The sequence below is a fragment of the Pseudomonas sp. Xaverov 259 genome, assembly GCF_019352915.1.
In the GTDB taxonomy this organism is placed as follows: domain Bacteria; phylum Pseudomonadota; class Gammaproteobacteria; order Pseudomonadales; family Pseudomonadaceae; genus Aquipseudomonas.
The window spans coordinates 27,503-47,018 of the sequence record NZ_JAAAFV010000002.1 but is presented as its reverse complement, the minus strand read 5'-3'; the positions used below and the strand labels follow the sequence as shown (position 1 = coordinate 47,018).

12 protein-coding genes are annotated in these 19,516 nt (G+C 66.8%); all 12 read left to right on the top strand.

The genetic code is table 11. The features are described from left to right. The first annotated feature begins 10 nt into the window (after positions 1-10). From K0H48_RS00355 to K0H48_RS00300, 12 genes are read left to right on the top strand one after another with little or no spacing between them, the layout of a single operon-like run. Entirely contained in the window at positions 11-5,467 is a 5,457-nt protein-coding gene (locus tag K0H48_RS00355; protein WP_219265622.1) for a non-ribosomal peptide synthetase, read from the top strand. Further along, a complete protein-coding gene (locus K0H48_RS00350) occupies positions 5,464-7,203 on the top strand; it encodes an ABC transporter ATP-binding protein (protein ID WP_219265620.1) in 1,740 nt (579 codons plus the stop codon). Before K0H48_RS00355 ends, K0H48_RS00350 begins: the two co-directional genes overlap by 4 nt. After that, positions 7,200-8,945, top strand: coding sequence for an ABC transporter ATP-binding protein (locus tag K0H48_RS00345; protein ID WP_219265615.1), 1,746 nt, complete (start codon positions 7,200-7,202; stop codon positions 8,943-8,945). The genes K0H48_RS00350 and K0H48_RS00345 overlap by 4 nt, the downstream gene beginning before the upstream one ends. After that, positions 8,939-10,042 (top strand): saccharopine dehydrogenase NADP-binding domain-containing protein, encoded by a 1,104-nt coding sequence (locus K0H48_RS00340; RefSeq protein ID WP_219265614.1) that lies wholly within the window; start codon positions 8,939-8,941, stop codon positions 10,040-10,042. Before K0H48_RS00345 ends, K0H48_RS00340 begins: the two co-directional genes overlap by 7 nt. Next, the gene (locus tag K0H48_RS00335) at positions 10,039-11,073 is read left to right on the top strand and encodes a class I SAM-dependent methyltransferase (protein ID WP_219265613.1); all 1,035 of its coding nucleotides are present in this window, start codon (positions 10,039-10,041) and stop codon (positions 11,071-11,073) included. The genes K0H48_RS00340 and K0H48_RS00335 overlap by 4 nt, the downstream gene beginning before the upstream one ends. Beyond that, entirely contained in the window at positions 11,070-12,755 is a 1,686-nt protein-coding gene (locus K0H48_RS00330; protein WP_219265611.1) for a class I SAM-dependent methyltransferase, read from the top strand. The genes K0H48_RS00335 and K0H48_RS00330 overlap by 4 nt, the downstream gene beginning before the upstream one ends. Continuing rightward, positions 12,752-13,930, top strand: a complete 1,179-nt coding sequence (locus K0H48_RS00325; RefSeq protein WP_219265606.1) for a cytochrome P450 — start codon at positions 12,752-12,754, stop codon at positions 13,928-13,930. Before K0H48_RS00330 ends, K0H48_RS00325 begins: the two co-directional genes overlap by 4 nt. Then, complete coding sequence (locus tag K0H48_RS00320; protein ID WP_219265604.1) at positions 13,927-15,072, top strand: Gfo/Idh/MocA family oxidoreductase; 1,146 nt, start codon at positions 13,927-13,929, stop codon at positions 15,070-15,072. Before K0H48_RS00325 ends, K0H48_RS00320 begins: the two co-directional genes overlap by 4 nt. Then, positions 15,069-15,788 (top strand): VOC family protein, encoded by a 720-nt coding sequence (locus K0H48_RS00315; RefSeq protein ID WP_219265603.1) that lies wholly within the window; start codon positions 15,069-15,071, stop codon positions 15,786-15,788. The genes K0H48_RS00320 and K0H48_RS00315 overlap by 4 nt, the downstream gene beginning before the upstream one ends. After that, positions 15,781-17,379: a (2,3-dihydroxybenzoyl)adenylate synthase gene (locus tag K0H48_RS00310; RefSeq protein WP_219265602.1), complete on the top strand. Its 1,599-nt coding sequence runs from the start codon at positions 15,781-15,783 to the stop codon at positions 17,377-17,379. The genes K0H48_RS00315 and K0H48_RS00310 overlap by 8 nt, the downstream gene beginning before the upstream one ends. Next, positions 17,376-18,146 carry a thioesterase II family protein gene (locus K0H48_RS00305; protein WP_219265599.1) on the top strand — a complete coding sequence of 257 codons (771 nt, stop codon included), beginning with the start codon at positions 17,376-17,378 and terminating at the stop codon, positions 18,144-18,146. Before K0H48_RS00310 ends, K0H48_RS00305 begins: the two co-directional genes overlap by 4 nt. Beyond that, on the top strand, positions 18,131-19,498 hold the full coding sequence (locus tag K0H48_RS00300; RefSeq protein ID WP_257626792.1) for an isochorismate synthase: 1,368 nt from the start codon (positions 18,131-18,133) through the stop codon (positions 19,496-19,498). Before K0H48_RS00305 ends, K0H48_RS00300 begins: the two co-directional genes overlap by 16 nt. The last annotated feature ends 18 nt before the right edge of the window (positions 19,499-19,516 follow it).

Below are 19,516 nucleotides of genomic sequence, written 5' to 3'. Positions count from 1 at the left end.
AGCCCTGCCCATGCCCGCCGCTAAACTGTTAAGCGAACTCCAGTCCCTGGGCGTCGAACTCTGGCCCCAGGACGGTCAATTGAAATTCCGCGCGCCTCAGGGCCTGCTGGATGCCGAGCGCCTGGCGCAACTGCGCGAACACAAGCAGCAGATCCTGCAATTACTGCAGGCGCAGGAGCGGCCATTGGTGGTGGCCGACCCGGCCCAGCGGCACGCGCCCTTCCCGCTGACCGATGTACAGAATGCCTATCTGCTGGGCCGCCAATCCTCCTTCGGCTACGGCAATGTCGCCTGCCATGGCTACCTCGAACTGAGCTGGCCGACACTCGACCCGCAGCAGGTGGAACAGGCCTGGAACCAACTGATCGCCCGCCACGACATGCTCCGTGCCGTGATCGCCAGCGAAGGCTCACAGCGCGTACTCGCCGAGGTCGGCCACTACAAGGTGGCCGTCGCCGATCTGCGCGGCGCCAACCGCGAACAGCTGCAACAAGGCGTACAACAGATCCGCCAGGTCATGGAGCAGAAGCTCTACCCCACCGAGCAATGGCCGCTGTTCGAACTGCGCCTGAGCCGCAGCGACAGCGGCGATACCCTGCACTTTTCCATGGACTCACTGATCGCCGATTGGGCCAGCGCGCAGTTGCTGTTCAATGAGCTGGAACAATTACTCCACGCCCCGCACACCGAGTTGCCGCCCCTGACGATCAGCTTCCGTGACTACCTGCTGGCCGAACGCGGGTTGCTTGAGGGCAGCCGCTACCAACGCGACCGCGACTACTGGCTGGCACGGGTGGACGAACTGCCCGCCGCCCCGCAATTACCTGCGCCCTTGAGCGGCGAAGACACCCAGGTGCCACGTTTTCAGCGGCACTCGGCCCGGCTCGACCCATCGCAATGGGCCGCGCTGAAAACCGCCGCCAGCACACGCGGCCTGACGCCCTCCATCGTCGTGCTCGGCGCCTATGTCGGTGTGCTGCAACGCTGGAGCCAGCAACCGGCCTTCAGCCTCAACCTGACGCTGCTCAACCGTCTGCCGCTGCACCCGCAGGTGGACCAACTGGTGGGTGACTTTACCTCGGTCAGCCTGCTGCACGTCACTGACCCACAAGGCCAGGACTTCACCACCCAGGCCAAGCAATTGGGCAGCCAGCTGTTCAGCGACCTGGAGCATCGGTTGTTTTCCGGTATTCAGGTGATGCGTGAAATCGGTCGCCGTCGCGGGCGTGAAGCCGCCGCCATGCCGGTGGTGTTCACCAGCGCCATCGGCCTGGCGCTGGCGCCCTCGGCGGCCAGCGAGCGCCGGGTTGGCCACGGCATCACCCAAACCCCGCAAGTGACCCTCGACTGCCAGGTAATGGATGACCTGCACGGCTTGCATATTCATTGGGACGTGCGCCAAGGCGTTTTCCCCGAGGGCTTGGTTGAAGACATGCAACGCGCCTTCCTGGCCGAGCTGCATGTGCTCGCCCACGACCCGGCGGCGTGGGACCAGCCGATGCAGGTGCCGTTGCCCGCCTGGCAGCAACGTGAACGCCTGGCGGCGAATGCCACCGCCGCGCCGCTGCCCACCGGCCGCTTGCACGACCACCTGCTGGCCATGGCCTGGGAGCGCCCGCAAGCCCTGGCGGTGATCGACGCCCACGCCAGCCTGACCTATGCCGCCCTGGCCGAACGTGCCCTGGCGGTGGCCTCGGCCCTGCGCGCGGCAGGTTGCCGTGCCCAGGAACCGGTGGCGATCCTGATGCCCAAGGGCCTCGACCAAGTGGTGGCGGCCTACGGCGTGTTGCTCGCCGGCGCCGCCTACCTGCCGCTCGACAGCCACGCGCCGGCGGTGCGCCGCGACCGCGTGCTGCACAGCGCCAAGGTGCGGTATGTGCTGGGCCAGTCCCAAGGCCTGCCTCACACGCCCCTGCCGGATGGGTTGCAATGGCATGCCGTGGATCAACTGGCGCCCGCCTCGCCCGACTTCCAGGCCGTGGACGGCAGCGCCGACGACCTCGCTTACGTGATCTACACCTCCGGTTCCACCGGTGAGCCCAAAGGCGTGATGATCAGCCATCGCGCAGCCCTCAACACCGTGCAAGACATCAACCGGCGTTTTGCGCTGACTGCCGACGATCGCGTATTAGGCCTGGCGCAGCTCAGTTTCGATTTGTCGGTGTATGACCTGTTCGGCCCGCTCGCCGTCGGCGCCACCCTGGTATTGCCCGACCCGGCGCGTGGCGCCGACCCATCGCACTGGGCCGAACTGATACAACGCCATCAAGTCAGCGTGTGGAACTCAGTCCCCGCGCAACTGCACATGCTGGCCCATTACCTGCACGCCGAGCCACGCCCGCTGCACAGCTTGCGCCTGGCGTTGTTGTCGGGTGACTGGATCGCGCTGAACCTGCCGCCACAGCTCAAAGCGCTGTTGCCCGACCTGGCCCTGGTGGCGCTCGGCGGCGCCACCGAAGCCTCGATCTGGTCCAACCTGCACACCATCGGCACGATTGACCCGGCGTGGCGCAGCATTCCCTATGGCCTGCCCTTGGCCAACCAGGGTTTTCGCGTGCTCGACAGCCACTGGCGCGATGCACCGACCTGGGTGCCGGGTGACCTCTACATCACCGGCGTCGGCCTGGCCCAGGGTTACCTCGGCGACTCGGCGCTCAGCCAGGCACGGTTCTTTGCCCACCCGCACGACGGCCAGCGCCTGTACCGCACCGGCGACCGTGGCCGCTACCTGCCCGGCGGCGAGCTGGAGTTTCTGGGCCGTGAAGACGGCCAGGTCAAGATCCGTGGGCACCGCGTGGAACTGGGCGAAGTCGAGGCCGCGCTGCTCGATACGCCGGGCGTGGACAGTGCCGTGAGCCTGCTCAGCGGTGACCTGCTGGCTTTCGTCACCGCCGCCCCCGTCGCGCCGGAGCCCTTGCCCGGCGCGCCGTTGCTGACGGCGGTCAACCGTTACGCCGACAGCCAGGTTGGCAGCTTTGACGCCCAACAGGTACGCGATTACCAGGCCGATCTCAGTGCCGCTGCGCTCAGTTCGATGCTTGACGTGATGCGCAAGGCCAAGCTGTTCAGCACTGAATCAGCCGAGCCGGATGCCGCCACTGTCCTGCAAGCCTTGCAGGTTGAACCGCGCCACCATTGGCTGGTGCGTCGCTGGTTGGGCGCGTTGTGCGAAGCCGGCTTGCTGGCGCACCAGCACGGCGGTTATCGCCTGTTGCACGACGCCCCCGACCCGGCGCTGGCCTGGGGCCGGGTGGAGCAAGCCGTGGCCGCTGGGCTGTGCAGCCAGGCCCTGTTCGACTACCAACTCAACCATGTATGGCAATTGCCTCAACTGCTGCGTGGCGAGGTCAACCCCTTCGACCTGCTGTTCCCCCAGGGCCAGCAGGACCTGGCCTTGCAGCTCTACGGCGGCGACGCCGTTTCGCGCTACAACAACCACAGCGTCGCCGCGCTGATTAACCGCCTGGCCACCCACCATAACGGTGAGGGCCCGTTGCGCATCCTCGAAATCGGCGCGGGCACCGGTGCCACCAGCGCACCGGTGATCAGCTTGCTCGATGGCCTGGAAGTCGACTACCTGTTCACCGACATGACCGCGTTTTTCCTGCCGGCGGCCAAGCAGCGCTTTGCCGACCACGCCTGGGTGCGCTACGGCGTGCTGGACATTGACCAGGACATCCGGCCCCAAGGCCTGGCCAGCAACAGCGTCGATATTGTGCTGTGCGCAGGCATGCTCAACAGCGTCAAGGACATCGACACCGCCCTCAGCCAGATCAGCGAATTGCTCAGCCCCGGCGGCTGGCTGGTGTTCAGCGAACCCACCGGCGAGTGGCCGCCGATCCTGCTGACCCAGGGTTTCATGATGACGCCCAGCCACGGCGACCACGATCACGGCCGCAGCGGCTTGCGCAGCGCCGACACCTGGCTGGCGCGGATCAAGGCGTTTGGCGCTGAAAGCCTGCCGACCCTGCCGCCTGCCGATCACCCACTGGCCGCCTTGGGCATGCAGGTGTTTGCCGCACGCTTCAAGGCCGGCTTGCAACGCCTGAGTGTCGACAACCTGCGCCGCGCCCTGGCACAGCGCCTGCCGGACTACATGCTGCCGGCGCACCTGCAAGTGCTGGACCGTTTACCACTGACCGCCAATGGCAAGGTCGACCGCAAGACCCTCGCCAACTGGCGCCCTGCCGCCGATGCCCAGGCTGCCAGCGAGCAACACGCGCCCAGCGACCCGCTGACTGCCGAACTCTGCCGGGTATGGGCCGAGGCCCTGGGCTTGGCGCAGATCGGCGTCGATGACAGCTTCTACGAAAAAGGCGCCGACTCGCTGATCCTTGCGCGCGTGGCTGGCCTGTTGCGTGAGCAACTGCCCCAGGCCCAGCGCTTGAGTTACGACACGCTGCTGCGCCAGATGCTTAACGAGCCGAATGTCGCCGCCCTGGCGCGCTTGCTTAACCACGGCGAAACCGCGCAGGCCACCGCTGCCACTCCCGGTGAGGCGCAGCGCTCATCCACCAGCAATGCGCTGGTGGTGCCATTCGGCGGTGGTGAAGACGGCCCGGTGCGAGTGATGTTCCATGCCGCCCTCGGCACCCTCGACTACTTCCAGCACCTGGGCCGTTCACTGGCGGCGCAACAGGCCGGGCCGGTGATCGGTTTTGCGGTGGCCGACACCGCACAGTACCTGGCGCTGGAACCCAAGCGCCTGATCGAAAGCGTGGCCCAGGACTACGCCGAACGCTTGATCGCCGACGGCCATCAACGCTTCCAACTGATCGGCTATTGCCTCGGCGGGTTGCTCGCCACCGAAGTCGCCCGGCGCTTGCTCGAGCGCGGCATGGAGGTGGTGGACCTGAGCCTGATCGACAGCATCCCGATGTTTATCGACACCGACGAAGAGCTGGCCTACGAGGCGATCTTCGTGCCCAACCTGAACCTGGACCCGGTCAAAACCGTGTTCGGCGCGCACATCGAAGACTACGACGTGTACCGCGCCATCGACCTGCTGATGGCCCGTGACAACCGCCGAGTGCCGGCCGGCGCCATGGCTGCCCTCAGCGGCGATCCGGGCCTGGAAGCCTTGGCGCTGGCCGTGCAGCAGCAGACGGCGCGCAGCCAGGAGGAACGCCTGGCCGAGTACGCGCGCCTGGCGTCGGGCCAGGCCGGGGTGCCAATCGGCCCCGAACTGGTGCCGACGTTGTTCCGGGTGTGTCGCCACAGCATGCGCGCCGCCCGGTTCGACCCACCGCCGTTCCTCGGCAACATGACCTACCTGCGTTGCCTGGAGCAGCAGTCGTTCGGCATCACCGGCGGTGTCGGCCACCTGGCGGCGCCGTTCTGGGAAGACGCGTGCCTGGGCAAGTTCGACTTGATCGACGTGCCGGGCAACCACTTCAGCGTGATCGAACCACCCCACGTGCACACCGTCACCGCGCACCTGCTTGAGGCCCTACGGAAAAACTCATGACCACCGCCCTGGATACCCTTAAACGCCCGGTCAACCGCTTGATTCGCCTCGGCGTGGTGTTTGCCGCCGTCGGCGCGCTGGTCAACCTGGTGCCCTTTATCGGCCTCACCGAACTGGGCCGCCTGCTGCTCGCCGGCAACGCCCACAGCCACACCTTGTGGCTGTGGGCGGCGCTGGTGGTGGTCGCCCTGAGCCTGGGCTGGATGGCCAGCGGCGCCGCCTTGTGGCTCACCCACCTGGCCGACCATCGCCTGCAATCGAGTTTGCGTGAAGCCATGGTGCGCAAACTGGGGCGCGTGCCACTGGGCTGGTACACCGACACCACCTCGGGTGCGGTGCGCAAAGTGGTGCAGGACGACCTCGAAGACCTGCATCACCTGATCGCCCACCATGCGGTGGAACTCACCGCCGCCATCGTCACGCCCCTCGCCGGGCTGGTGTGGCTGGCCACGTTGAACTGGCGCCTGGCGCTGCTGGCGGTGCTGACCCTGCCGATTTACGCCGTGGCCTACAGCCTGATGATGCGCGGCTTCGGCGCCAAAATGCAGTTGCTGGACAAGAGCATGACTCGGGTGAGCGCGGCGATTGTCGAGTTTGTGCATGGCATTGCCGTGGTCAAGGCGTTCGGGCAAGTGGGCCAGGCCCATCGCAGCTATCAGCAGGCGGTCAACCAGTTCAGCCAGCAATACGCCGGATGGGTGCGGCCGCTGCTGCGCCTGGAAGCGTTTTCGTCGATGGCCTTAAGTGTGCCGGTGATCCTGCTGGTGAGCCTGGGCGTTGGCAGTTGGTTACTGGCGCAGGGCTGGATCACGCCTTTGCAATTGTTCGCCGAAACCCTGGTGGCCGTGGTGATTCCGCAGTCGTTGCTGGTGATCAACCAGAGCCTCACCGCACAGCGCACCGCCCTGGCGGCCGCCGCTCGTATCGAGGCGCTGCTCGACGTCGAGGAACTGCCCACGCCCAAGGTGTGCGTGCAGCCCCAAGGCAGTGATATCCGCTTTGAACGGGTGTGCTTCGGCTACGACGCCGAGCACCTCATTCTCGATGGCGTCGACCTGTATTGCCCGGCCGGCAGCGTCACGGCGTTGGTCGGTGCTTCCGGCGCAGGTAAATCGACCCTGGCCAAACTGGTGCCGCGCTTTCACGACGTGAAGGCGGGCCGGGTCTGCGTGGGCGGTGCCGATGTGCGCGAGATCGACCCGCGCCAGCTGTACCAGCAGGTCGGCTTTGTGTTGCAGGACGCCCAACTGGTGCATGGCACTGTCGCCGCCAACCTGCGTTTGGGCCGCCCCGATGCCAGCGATGCGGACGTCGAAGCGGCGGCACGCGCCGCGCAGATCCACGCGCGTATCCAGGCGCTGCCGCGTGGCTATGCGTCGGTGATTGGCGAGGACGCCATGTTCTCCGGCGGCGAAGCGCAACGCCTGTCCATCGCCCGCACGTTGCTGGCCGACACGCCGGTGCTGATCCTCGATGAAGCCACCTCCCACGCCGACCCCGAATCCGAAGCATTGATCCAGGACGCCCTGTCCGCCCTGGCCCGCGGCCGCACGGTGCTGGTGATTGCGCACCGCCTGGCGAGCATCAGCGGCGCCGACCAGATCGTCGTGCTCGACCAGGGCCGCGTGCTCGAGAGCGGCAGCCACGCACAACTGCTGCAGGCCAACGGCGCCTATGCCCGGCTGTGGCGCGCGAGTACCGAGACCACCACCCCCGACCTGGAGATGTCCCTGTGATCCGCAGCCTTGTCACCCTGCTGGGCCCGGCGCACGCCGCGCGCCTGTACCGTTACCTCGCGTGGCTGGTCACCAGTGCCGTGCTGCAAGGCCTGGCCGTGGCCTTGCTGGTGCCGATCCTGCAGGCGCTGTTTGCCGGTGACCTGCACCGGGCCATTACCTGGCTTGGCGCGCTGGCCGCCATGGTGGTGCTGACCTGCATCGCCCACTACCAACAGGCCATGCAGGGTTTTGCCCTGGCACTGCGGGTGCTCACCACCTTGCACGACCGCCTCGGCCAACACCTGGTCAGCCTGCCCTTGGGCTGGTTCAACTCGGAAAAGGTCGGGCGCCTGTCGCGCAGCGCCACCAGCGGCACCTTAATGGTTACCGGGCTGTTTGCGCATTACCTTGGCCCGGTGGTGTCCGGCGTGGTGGTGCCCGCCACGGTCGCGCTGACGCTGTTCGTGTTCGACTGGCGCCTGGGCCTGACGGCTGTGCTGTGCGCGCCGCTGATCTACTTCACCCATCACTGGTCGGCCAACGCCATCGGCGCCAATGACGCACGCGTCGAAGCCGCCGCCACATTGGCGGGTAACCGCGTGGTCGAGTTCGCTCGCTACCAGCAGGTGCTGCGCGCCTTTGGTCGCACCCAGGACGGCTACGCGCCGTTACAGGCCGCCAACCTGGCGCAGAAACACGCGGGCGGCTCGATGCTGGCGCAAACCTTCCCCAAGTTGCTGGCCGGTGGCTTGACCGTACAGCTGGCGTTCGCATTGCTGGTGGGCGTGGGCATTGCCCTGGCTGCCCACGGCGAGATCGACGCAATCCAGTTGGTCGCCCTGCTCGCCCTGGCGGCACGTTTTGTCGGGCCGCTGGCGGAAGCCGCAGCGCGCAGCGGCTTGTTGCGCATGGCCGGCAACGACCTCGATCAGTTGGTGAGCATCCTGCGCGAGCCACCGTTACCGGAACCGGCTGTGAGCCAACCGTTGTCCGCGCCGGGCAGCCTCGCCTTTGAACACGTGAGCTTCGCCTACGCCAGCGGGCCGACGGTACTGCGCGACGTGTCGTTCAAGGCGCCGGCCCACTCAATGACGGCGATTGTCGGCGCCTCGGGCTCGGGCAAAACCACGGTGACGCGCCTGCTGATGCGTTTTTTCGATGCCAGCGAAGGGCGTGTCAAGGTCGGCGGCGTGGATGTGCGCGAGCTGTCCAACGCGGCGCTGATGGCGCAGCTGTCGCTGGTGATGCAGGACGTGTACCTGTTCGATGACAGCCTGCAAGCCAACATCCGCGTGGGCAGCCCGGACGCCAGTGAGCGTGAGGTGGCCGAAGCGGCGCGCCTGGCGGGTGTCGATGAAATTGTCGCGCGCCTGCCCCAAGGCTGGAACACGCCCGTGGGCGAAGGCGGCGCGGCGTTGTCCGGGGGCGAACGCCAGCGCGTATCGCTGGCCAGGGCCTTGCTCAAGCGTGCGCCCATCGTACTGCTGGATGAAGCCACCGCCGCGCTCGACCCACAGAACGAAGCCTTTGTGCAGGCCGCGATTCACCGCCTGATGCAAAGCTCGACGGTGCTGGTGATCGCCCATCGCTTGCCCACCATCATGGCCGCCGACCAGATCCTGGTGCTGGATGAAGGCCGCCTGGTGGAGTCGGGCACCCACACCGAGCTGCTCGCCCGCCAGGGACGCTACGCCGGGTTCTGGCATGACCGCCAGCGCGCCGGTGGCTGGCGCTTGAACGCGCAGGTGCAAGCATGCTGATCGCGATTTTGGGCGCCAGTGGCGACGTCGGCCTGGCCAGCGCCCAGGCCCTCTTGAGCCTTGGCATGGACACGCTGCGCCTGGGTGGGCGCAACCCGAATAACGGCGCACGTTGCCTGGCGTTGCTGCAACAGCAATGGCCGCAGGCGCGCTTGCAGTGGGCACCGGTGGACGTTACCGACGCCGCCTCCCTGGCCGCGTTCGTGCGGGGTTGCGACGTCGTGCTCAACTGCGCCGGGCCTGCCTGGCGCTTGAAAGACCTGGCGGCCCAAGCCGCCTTGCGCGCCGACAGCCATTACGTCGATTCCGCTGGCGACCGGCGCCTCGACCCGACGCAGTGGCGCGGCCGTTGTGCGGTGCTTGGCGCCGGACTGCAACCGGGCCTCACTGGCCTGCTGCCACGCTGGCTGGCCGCGCATGCGTTTACCCAGGTGCACGAGCTGACCAGCTACTTCGGCCTGCGCGACCAATTTACCGACGTGGCCGCCGATGACTTCCTGCAAGGCGCAATGGACGGCAGCAGCGAGCCCCTTGCGGCCTGGCGCAATGGCCGTTGCAGCAAGGCGCTGCGCCGGCGCCGGGAGGTGCTGCTGCCGTGTTTCCCAGGCCAGGTCCACCTGCTGCCCTATCTGAATCTGGAAGGCGAAGCCCTGGCCATGGATCTGCAGCTGGAGCGCGGGCAATGGTTCAACGTGATCACCGACGGCCACGTGCTCAAAGCCCTCGACCAGGCCCACGCCCTGCCCCGCGCCGAAGCGGTACAGCGGCTCTGCGCCGCCAGCCTGCTGGACCTCAGCGGCCAGGCCCCGTTCGTGACACTACTGCTGCAACTCGACGGCCTGTACCAAGACCAGCCCCGAACCCGCAGCCTGGTGGTCAGCGGCGTCGGCAATGCGGCACTCACCGGCGCGATGGCGGCGGCCACGGTGGCCAGCGTGGTGGAAGGCGAGATCCGCGCCGGTTGCCATGATGCCGCCCAGGTATTGCCGCCAGCCGCCAGCCTTGAACGCTTGCAACGCACCGGAGCGATCCGTGCACTGAACCTGCTGCATGACCCACTCGAGCACTTGCTCGTTGCCCAAGAAGGTTGCCTATGAATACCGCCCTCAAGGCACTGGAACATTTGAGCCTGGGCGTGATGGCCCAATTGCTGCTGCACACCGACGCCTTGCCATTGCAAGCCGCGCGCAACGCCGCGCAGGTCAATCAGGCACTGGGCACGGCGCCACGTCATGCCTGGATCGTGCGGCGCTGGCTGGCCGCATTGACGCGTGCCGGGCTGGTGAGCGACGACAACGCAACCTTCGCCTGGCAAGCCACGCCACCACAGGCGCCACTGGAGGATCTGCCGCCGCTCTACGCCGCACTGGGTTTCCCGGCCAGCATGGCGCGTCTGCATACCCAGGTCATCGAATGCCTGCCGGAATTGCTGCGCGACCACATCAACCTCACGCACCTGCTGGTGTTGGGTGGCGATCCGGTCAGCGTGCTCGGCGCCTACCAGCACAACCACTTCACCACAGCCATCAACCGGGCCTTGGCCGACCGTGCACGCGAGGTGGTGGCCGGCGGCGATGGGCTGCACGTGCTGGAGCTGGGCGGCGGCGCCGGTTGCACCACGCGCGCGGTGCTTGAAGCCCTGCACGCGCGGGAAAAGACCTACCGCTTTACCGACATCAGCGCCCTGTTTACCGGCGCAGCACACCGTCAGTTTCGCCTGGAGCCGGGCATGCAGTGTGCGCAGCTCGACCTGGACCGTGGGTTCAGCGCCCAAGGCATCGAGCCTGTCAGCCTCGACCTGGTGGTGGCCGGTAACGTGCTGCACAACGCCCGCAATGTGCCCTACAGCCTCGGGCAAATCCGCGCCAGCCTGCGCGACGGCGGCACCTTGTTGTTCAGTGAATCCATCGCCGACAACCCGGCGATGCTGACCTTTATGCACTTGCTGCTGTCGCCACCCGCCTCAGCACCCGAGCGCAGCACCGATGAAGCCTTTATGTCGCCCGAGAGTTGGCGCCTGGCCCTGCAGGCGCAGGGGTTGCAGTTGCTCGAGGTCTGGCCCGCCGAAAACGACCCGCTGGCCGCTGCCGGCCAACGCCTGTTCCACGCCACAGGAGTGACACGATGAACGTCGACACCCTGTTGATCGACCTGCCCGCCGCACCAGCGCCGTGGCAGTTGCCGGCGTTCACCGACCTCGGTGCCCAGCAGTTGGCCCCCGCGCGCCTGCTGGCCGTACTCGAACGCCAGCGCCCCGCCGTGGTGCTGATGAGCAGCGAGCAGTTGGCGCGTCTGCTGGATTTCCCCGGGCTGGGCTTGAGTGACCTCAGCCACCTGCAACAGCTGCTGTTGGTCAGCGCCGAGCCTGGCGACTGGCAGTTGGTGGAGCGTGCAGCCGCCCAACTGAACTGCAGCGTTCAGGGCTTTACCCAGGTGCAGGGCCAATGGCGCGACCTCGCCAGCCTCAAGCTTGATCAGCAACGCTGGCGCGAGCGCGTCCTCGCTCATCCACAGGTAACTGCCGTGGCGCTGCACGGGCGCACGTTATTTGCCGTGCCGCAGCCGTGTGACACCACACCGGTCGACGATCATCTGGATGCAACCGAAGCCGCACTCAACGAGGTCTTTTGCGCCGAGCAACTGGCCGAAGCCGTGCGCCTCAATCAGCAACTCGGGCATGCCGCCCTGTTGTCGATGCTCAACGGCCTGGCACAGTGCGGTCTGTTGCCCGTGCCGCTCAAGGATCTCGCCCACAGCCTGGCCAATGCCGGTATCGCACCCGGCCATCGGCCCTTGATCACGCGCTGGCTGGAGGTGTTGCAAGCCCAAGGCTTGCTGCGCCGTGACGCTGACCGCTTGCAACCCACGCTTGACGCCAGCGCGTGGAGCGACGCCGCCCTGGAGGCCCTATGGAATTCATTGAGCCTGGCATGGGCGCGCAACACGGGAGGCAGCGCCACCCTGGATTACGCCCGCGACAATGCCAGCCAGCTGCTGGCGCTGATGCGCGGTGAGTGCGCGGCCGTGCATGTGCTGTTCCCCGAGGGGCGCACCGAACGCGCGGCGGCGTTGTACCGCGAAAGTCTGGCGGCGCAGTACCAGCACCGCGCCGTGGCCGACTGGATCGGCGCCTGGGCGGCACGCCAGGCCACGGATGCGCCGCTGCGCGTGCTTGAAGTGGGGGCCGGCACCGGCTCCACCACCCAGGCGGTGTTACCGGCGCTCAAGCCTTTCGCAGTGGACTACCTGTGTACCGACGTCTCGCGTTATTTCAGCGCACAGGCCGCTGAGCGCCTGCACGCCTGGCCCTGGGTGCGCCACGGCGTGTTCGACATCGATTTGCCGGGCCTGCCACAGGGTTATCCAAGCCAATGCTGGGACTTGATTGTGGCCGGCGGCGTGCTGAATGCCGCCCGCGACACCGAGCGCTCCCTGGCCAACCTGCTCGCCTTGCTTAAACCGGGTGGCTGGCTGGTCTTCAGCGAGCCGACCCGCGAAGAGTTCTGGGTGATGGCGTCCCAGGCTTTCATGCTTAACCAGGCCAGCGACGAACGCCAACTGAGCAGCGCCACTTTCCTGGACCTTGACCAGTGGCAAGCCGCGCTGGCCCGCGCCGGGTTCCAGGGCAACCGCAGCCTGCCGGCTGCCAACCACCCGTTGGCGAGCCTGGGCCACCGCGTATTTGTCGCCCAGGTACCCACACAACGCCTGAGCCGTGCGGCATTGGCCGCCCACCTGGAACACCCCGATCTGCAGCTTGAACTGCTCGACCGTTTGCCCGACCCGCTGACTGCCAAGGACTTGCCATGACCCCGCTGGCCTACCCTTTTAATGCCTTCACCGACCTGGAACTGGCCGAACCGTATCGCCATGCCCAACAAGCGCCGGGGCTGTTGCGCATTCAGATGCCCATCGGCGCACCCGCCTGGCTCGCCACGCGTTACGACGATGTGCGGCTGGTGCTCGGTGATCGGCGTTTCAGTCGCAGTGAGGCGTTTCGCCGCGACGACGCGCCGCGCGCCTTCCCGCGCCTGGCCGGTGGCATCGTGATGATGGACCCGCCGCAACTCACGCGAATTCGCTCGCGCGCCGCCCAGGCCTTTACCCGCCGTCGCGTGGAAGCGCTGCGCCCGCATGCACGTGAATACGCCCACCAGTTGATCGACCGCATGCTAGCCGCCGGGCCGCCCGCCGACCTGGTCAATGACTATGCATTGCCGCTGCCCCTGGCGTTGATCTGCGAACTGCTCGGCGTGCCGCTGCAAGACCGCGAGCGCTTCAAGCTGTGGAACGATTCGCTGCTCTCCACCCGCGCCGAAGACGCCGCCCTGACCCAACGTCACTTGGGCGAGCTGGCCGCGTATATCAAGGGTTTGGTCGCCGAGCGCCGCCGCGAACCGCGCGACGATTTCATGACCGCGCTGACCGCAGCCGATGACCAGGGCGAGTACCTGAGCGAAGAACAACTGTTGCTGTTGTGCATTGCGATTCTGGTGGCTGGCTACGAGGGCAGCGCCTCGCAGATCCCCAACTTCATCCAGGTGCTGCTCGACAACCCTGCGCAGTGGCAACAGCTCAAAGCGCACCCCGAACAGGTGCCGCAGGCGGTGGAAGAACTGCTGCGCTATATCCCGCTGGCGTCGGCGGCGATGTTCGTGCACTACGCGCTGGAAGATATTCAGGTCGGCGACACCCTGGTGCGCCAGGGCGAGGCGGTATTCGCCTCGATTGGTGCCGCCAACCACGACCCGGCGCGGTTTGCCCAGCCGCAGACCCTCGACCTGCAACGCGATGCCAGCGGGCATTTCGGTTTCGGCCATGGCTTGCATCACTGCATCGGCTCGGCCCTGGCGCGCGTGGAGTTGCAAGAGGCGTTGCAGGCGCTGGTGGAGCGCCTGCCGGGACTTGAACGCTGTGGCGAGGTGCAGTGGAAGACCGCGACGTTCTTTCGCGGCGCCCACTGCCTGCCGGTGACCTGGTCATGAGCCGCGCCTCGACGCGCAAGCGCGTGATCGTCGCCGGCACCGCGTTTGGCCGCATCTACCTGCAAGCGTTGGCGCGCGCGGCTGATCGTTATGAACTGGTGGGCATCCTGGCGCGCGGCAATGCCTACTCCCAGGCCTGCGCCGATCACTATGGCGTGCCGTTGTACGCGGCGGTCGAGCAGGTGCCCGATAACGTCGATATCGCCTGCGTGGTGGTACGCTCCGGCGCCACCGGTGGCGCGGGCAGCGAGCTGGCCCAGCAACTGTTGCGCCGTGGTATTCACGTGCTGCAGGAACACCCGGTACACCACCGCGAAATCGCCGCGTGCATGCAGGCGGCACGTCAGGGCAACAGCGCCTATGCGGTGAATACCCTGTACCCGAATATCCTCGCGATCCGGCGCTTCCTGGCGGTGGCCGCCTACCTGCGTGAGCAACAGGGGCTGGCGTATATCGAAGCCACCTGCAACAGCCAAGTCGCCTACCCGCTGCTGGACATCCTCGGGCGCCTGGCCGGCGGCTTGCGGCCGTGGGCGTTTGCGGCGCCGGCCGCCAACCTTGGCGCGCAACCGTTCACGCGGCTCAGCGCCAGCTTCAATGGCGTGCCCATCAGCTTGCGCGTGCAAAACCAGGTGCACCCACAGGACCCGGACAACCACTCATTTTTGCTGCATCGCCTTGAAGTCGGCTGTGAAGCCGGCGTGCTGAGCCTGTGCGACACCCATGGCCCGGTGCTCTGGAACCCGCGCCTGCACGCGCCCCGCGACAGCAGCGACCGACTGATCATGGCCGGCCCCGGCAGTGAACGGCTGGCCACGCCGACCATGGTGGTGCTCGACCCGCAGATACCCGGGAGCTATCACCAGGTGTTCAACCAGGTCTGGCCCGATGCGGTGAGTGTCGCGCTGGATGCCCTGTGCCGCGACATCGAGGAACCGGCGCGGCGCCTGCACAGCGGCGTATGGGCCACCGAAGTGTCGATGGCGTGGCGTGAGATGAACAGCCTGATCGGCATGCCCGAGTTGATCGAACCGCCGATTCCGCGTGCGTTGTCACTTAAAGCCCTGCACGCCTGCGCCGACGCCGTACAACCGCCGGGCGGGGATGACACCGCCCAATTGCTGGGAGCCTTGCCGTTTTGAACACTGCCCAACCGACGTCCAGTTGCAGCCATGTGCTGCTGTGGGTCCGCGACCTGCACCAGGCGGTAGCGAACTTTCGCGCTGCCGGTTTCGAGGTCACCTACGCTACCGCCGAAGCCCGCGCCCAGCATGCGCATATTTGGTTCAGCCACGGGCCGATCATCGAACTGCTCACAACCCCGCGCCACGCCTGGCTGTTCAAGTGGCCCATCGACTGCCTGGCCGGCCGTGGCGCCGGGCGCCGCATGTTGCGCTGGGCCGCCCAGGGGGAAGGCTTTTGCGACCTGGCGCTGCTCTGCGACGACGCCATCCTGGCGCCGCGCCTGAAGGGCCTGGCGGCCTGTGGCGTGGCCATGGGCCGTGCGGTGAATTGGCGGCGCACTTGCGCGGACGGCAGCCATACACGCTTTCGCTTCGTCTACCCGCGCCATGACCGCCTGCCCTTTCTGGTCACGCCCTATACGCCTGCCCAGCACCCGGCCCAGCAGGTTCACCCCAACGGCGCCACAGGGTTGGCGGCGATTGTGCTGGGGGTAAACCCGGCCGATCAAACTGCCCTCAACCTGCTGGCCGGCGATGACCCGCTGCTGCGCCTGCAACCGGCCACGCACACCGGCGTTCAGGCGGTGCACATCACCGGCCTGGCGCACCCGCTGAACCTGCACGGCGCCCAGTTGCTGGGCGGCCCGACTGCAAAAGGAGATCGCCATGCTTGATGGATGCACTGACTGGCCTGCGGACTTTATCCGTCGCTACCGCGAACAAGGCTATTGGCAAGGCATACCGCTGGGTGAAGTGCTGCGCCAGCAGGCGCAACGCACGCCCGACCGCGAAGCGCTGGTAGATGGCCAGCGGCGCTGGAGTTACGCCGAACTCGACCAGCATGCCGACTGCCTGGCCGCCGGGCTCGCCGAGCGCGGGCTGGTCGCCGGCCAGCGCGTACTGGTGCAGTTGCCGAATATCGCCGAATTCTTCAGCCTGACCTTCGCGTTGCTGCGCCTTGGGGTTATCCCGGTGTTCGCGCTGCCGGCCCACCGTGAACATGAACTGGCGCACCTGGCACACCTGAGCGAGGCCGTGGCTTACGTGACGGTCGACCAGCACCTGGGCTTCGATTACCGGCCACTGGCGCGCACCCTGCGCTTGCAAGTGCCAAGCCTGCAACAGGTGTGGGTGGTGGGCGCTGCCGAAGAGTTCGTAGCGTTGGCGGAATGCAACGCCGCGCCCCGTGAACTGCCGGCGCCGGATTCGCGCGAAGTTGCCGTGCTGCTGTTGTCCGGCGGCACCACCGGCCTGCCCAAGTTGATCCCGCGCACCCACGACGACTATGCCTGCAATGCGCGCCTGGCGGCCCGTGCCTGCGGTTTTGATCGCCACACCCGTTACCTTGCGGCGCTGCCGGTGGCGCATAACTTCCCGCTGGCCTCGCCCGGCGCACTCGGCGTATTCAGCGTCGGCGCGACCCTGGTGCTCGCTCCGGAACCGAGCCCGGATACCGCCTTCGCGTTGATCGAGGGTGAACGCATCACCCACACCGCCCTGATCCCGCCGCTGGTGATGCTGTGGCTGGAAGTCGCGCAGTGGTCCGACAATAACTTGAGCAGCCTGCAATGGCTGCAAGTCGGTGGCGCGCGGCTCAAGGCCGAGATTGCTGCACGCATCCGCCCGACCTTGGGCTGCGGGCTGCAACAGGTGTACGGCATGGCGGAAGGGTTGCTGTGTTTTACCGCACAGGAGGATTCGCAGGCACATATCTTTGAAACCCAGGGCCTGCCGCTGACCGCCGCTGACGAGATCCGCATCGTCGACGCCGATGATGTGCCGGTGGCGCCCGGCGCCGTCGGTGAATTACTGGTGCGCGGCCCCTATACCATTCGCGGCTACTACAACGCCGCCGAACACAACCAGCGCGCGTTTACCGCCGACGGTTTTTATCGCAGCGGCGACCTGGTGCGGCGCCTGCCCGAGGGCCATCTGATTGTCGAGGGGCGCAGCAAGGATGTGATCAACCGGGGCGGCGAAAAGATTCCGGTGGAAGAAATCGAGAACCTGTTGCTCGGCCATCCGCTGATCCGCGATGTGGCATTGGTGGCGTTGCCGGATGAGCTGTTGGGTGAGCGCAGTTGCGCCTGCGTGCTGGCCCAGGGTGAACGTGTCGACCTGGGTTCAATCAACGCCTGGCTGCGCGAGCGCGGGCTGGCCGCCTACAAGTTGCCGGACCGCTTGCAGGTGTTGTCGGCGTTTCCGCTGACGCGCCTGGGCAAAGTCAACCGCAAGGCCCTGGCCGAACAGGTACTGGCGCTATGAACGCGGCCAACTCTGCGTGGCTGCGTGTACTGCGTGAAGGCGAGCAGCCACGCGCGCGCCTGGTGTGCCTGCCCCATGCCGGCGGCAGTGCGAGCTTTTTTCGCCCGTGGCTGGCCCATCTGCCGGGGGATATCGACCTGCTGGCGGTGCAATACCCGGGGCGTGAAGAGCGCTTCAACGAGGCGGCTATCACCTGCCTGGACACGCTGGCCGAGCACATCAGCCAGGCATTGCTGGCGCTGCCCGCCCAGCCCTTACTGCTGTTCGGCCATAGCCTGGGCGCGGCGCTCGCCTATGCGGTTGGCGCACGCTTGCAAAACGTGGGGGCAGGCGCCGCCCACGTGTTTGTCTCCGCCCACCCGCCGCCGCACCGGCAACCGCCGAGTGCGTTGCACCGCGAGGATGATGCGACGCTGATCGCCGACATCCTGCGCCAGGACGCCGAAGCGGCGGGCCTGTGGGCCAACCCGCAGTTGCGTGCGCTGTTCCTGCCGACCTTGCGCAGCGACTACCAGGCCATCGAAACCTGGCGCCCCACACACCTCGAACGCCTGGCGGCGCCGATTGATGTGCTGTTGGGCAGCGATGACCGCGAGGTCAGCCTTGACCAGGCCTGCGCCTGGACCGACCTGACCCACCACTGCCCGGATATCCGCGTGTTCCAGGGCGATCACTTTTACCTCAAGCAACAGCCGCGCGCGGTCATCGAGCAGTTGCTGCAACGCTACGCCTGCCCCAAGGAGGCCCTGCCATGCACAGCGCCATAAACGCCGCGCAGTTGCTGAAGGTGTTCCAGACAGCCCAGCAGCGCGCGCAGCAGTATCAGCGGCCGGTGGTCGCGGTTACAGCGTTTGCCACGCCCACACTCGACCCCTTTGCGTTGTACGAAACCCACCGGCAGGGTTTCTTCTGGTGTGCCCATTCACCGCACCTGATGCTGTTCGGACTCGGCAGTGCCTGGCAAATCGAGGTCACAGGCCCGCAGCGTATGGCCGAAGTCGACCGTCAATGGTCGGCACTGTGCGCCGATGCGGTGATCGACGGCCCCCATTCGCCCTTGCTGATGGGCGGGATGCGTTTCGATACGCAGCAGCCTGGCGCGCCGCATTGGGCCGCGTTTGCCGACGCCAGTTTCCACCTTGCGCACTGGTTGGCCAGCGAGGACCGCCACGGTCGCTGGCTACGTTGCCAGCGCGTGGTAGGGCCCGACAGCGACCCACTCGCATTGGTGCAGGCCAGCCTTGCCGACTATGCACGGCTGCTCGACACTCCACGCTCAGCGGTCGCCACGCCCAGCGTGATCGAACGTACGGCGCTGCCGGCCGTGGAGTGGCAAGCCAAGGTCGACAACGCCCTGCACGCCATCCACCACGACGACCTGAGCAAAGTGGTGCTCGCCCGCCATATCGAGTATCAACTCGACAGCGCGCTCGACAGCGGTGCAGTGATGCGCCGGCTGCTTGAGCGGCGCAGTCAATCGCACTTGTTTGCGCTGCACCGTGGCAGCGCGTGCTTTATGGGCGCCACACCGGAGCGGCTGCTCAGTTGCCAGGCCGGCCAATTGACCACCCACGCTCTGGCGGGCACGGCACGTCGCGGGTGCAGCGCCGAGGAAGACCAGGCATTGGGTGACGGCTTAGCAGCAGCAGCCAAGGAGCAACACGAGCACCAGTTGGTGGTGCACAGCATTGTTGAGGGACTGGACGGCCTGGTCAGCGAATTGCACGCGCAACCTCGGCCGCAACTGCTGAAACTGCCGACCGTGCAACATTTGAGCACGCCAATCAGCGCCCGCCTTAAAGACGGCTGCAGCCTGCTCGATGGCGCCCAGGCGTTGCACCCTACCCCGGCTGTTGCAGGCTTGCCAAAAGCCAGCGCCCTGAGTTTTATCCGTTGCCAGGAAGGCTTCGATCGAGGCTGGTACGCGGCACCCGTAGGCTGGCTGGACGCACAGGGCAATGGCGATTTCCTGGTTGCCCTGCGCTCGGCGTTGCTGACCGCACACCATTGTCATTTGTTCGCCGGCTGCGGGATCGTGGCGGGCTCCTGCCCCGCCGATGAGTATGAGGAAACCCAGATCAAGCTGGCGAACATGGAGCAGGCGTTGTTTGCACCCTGAGCGGCCGCGCAAACCCGC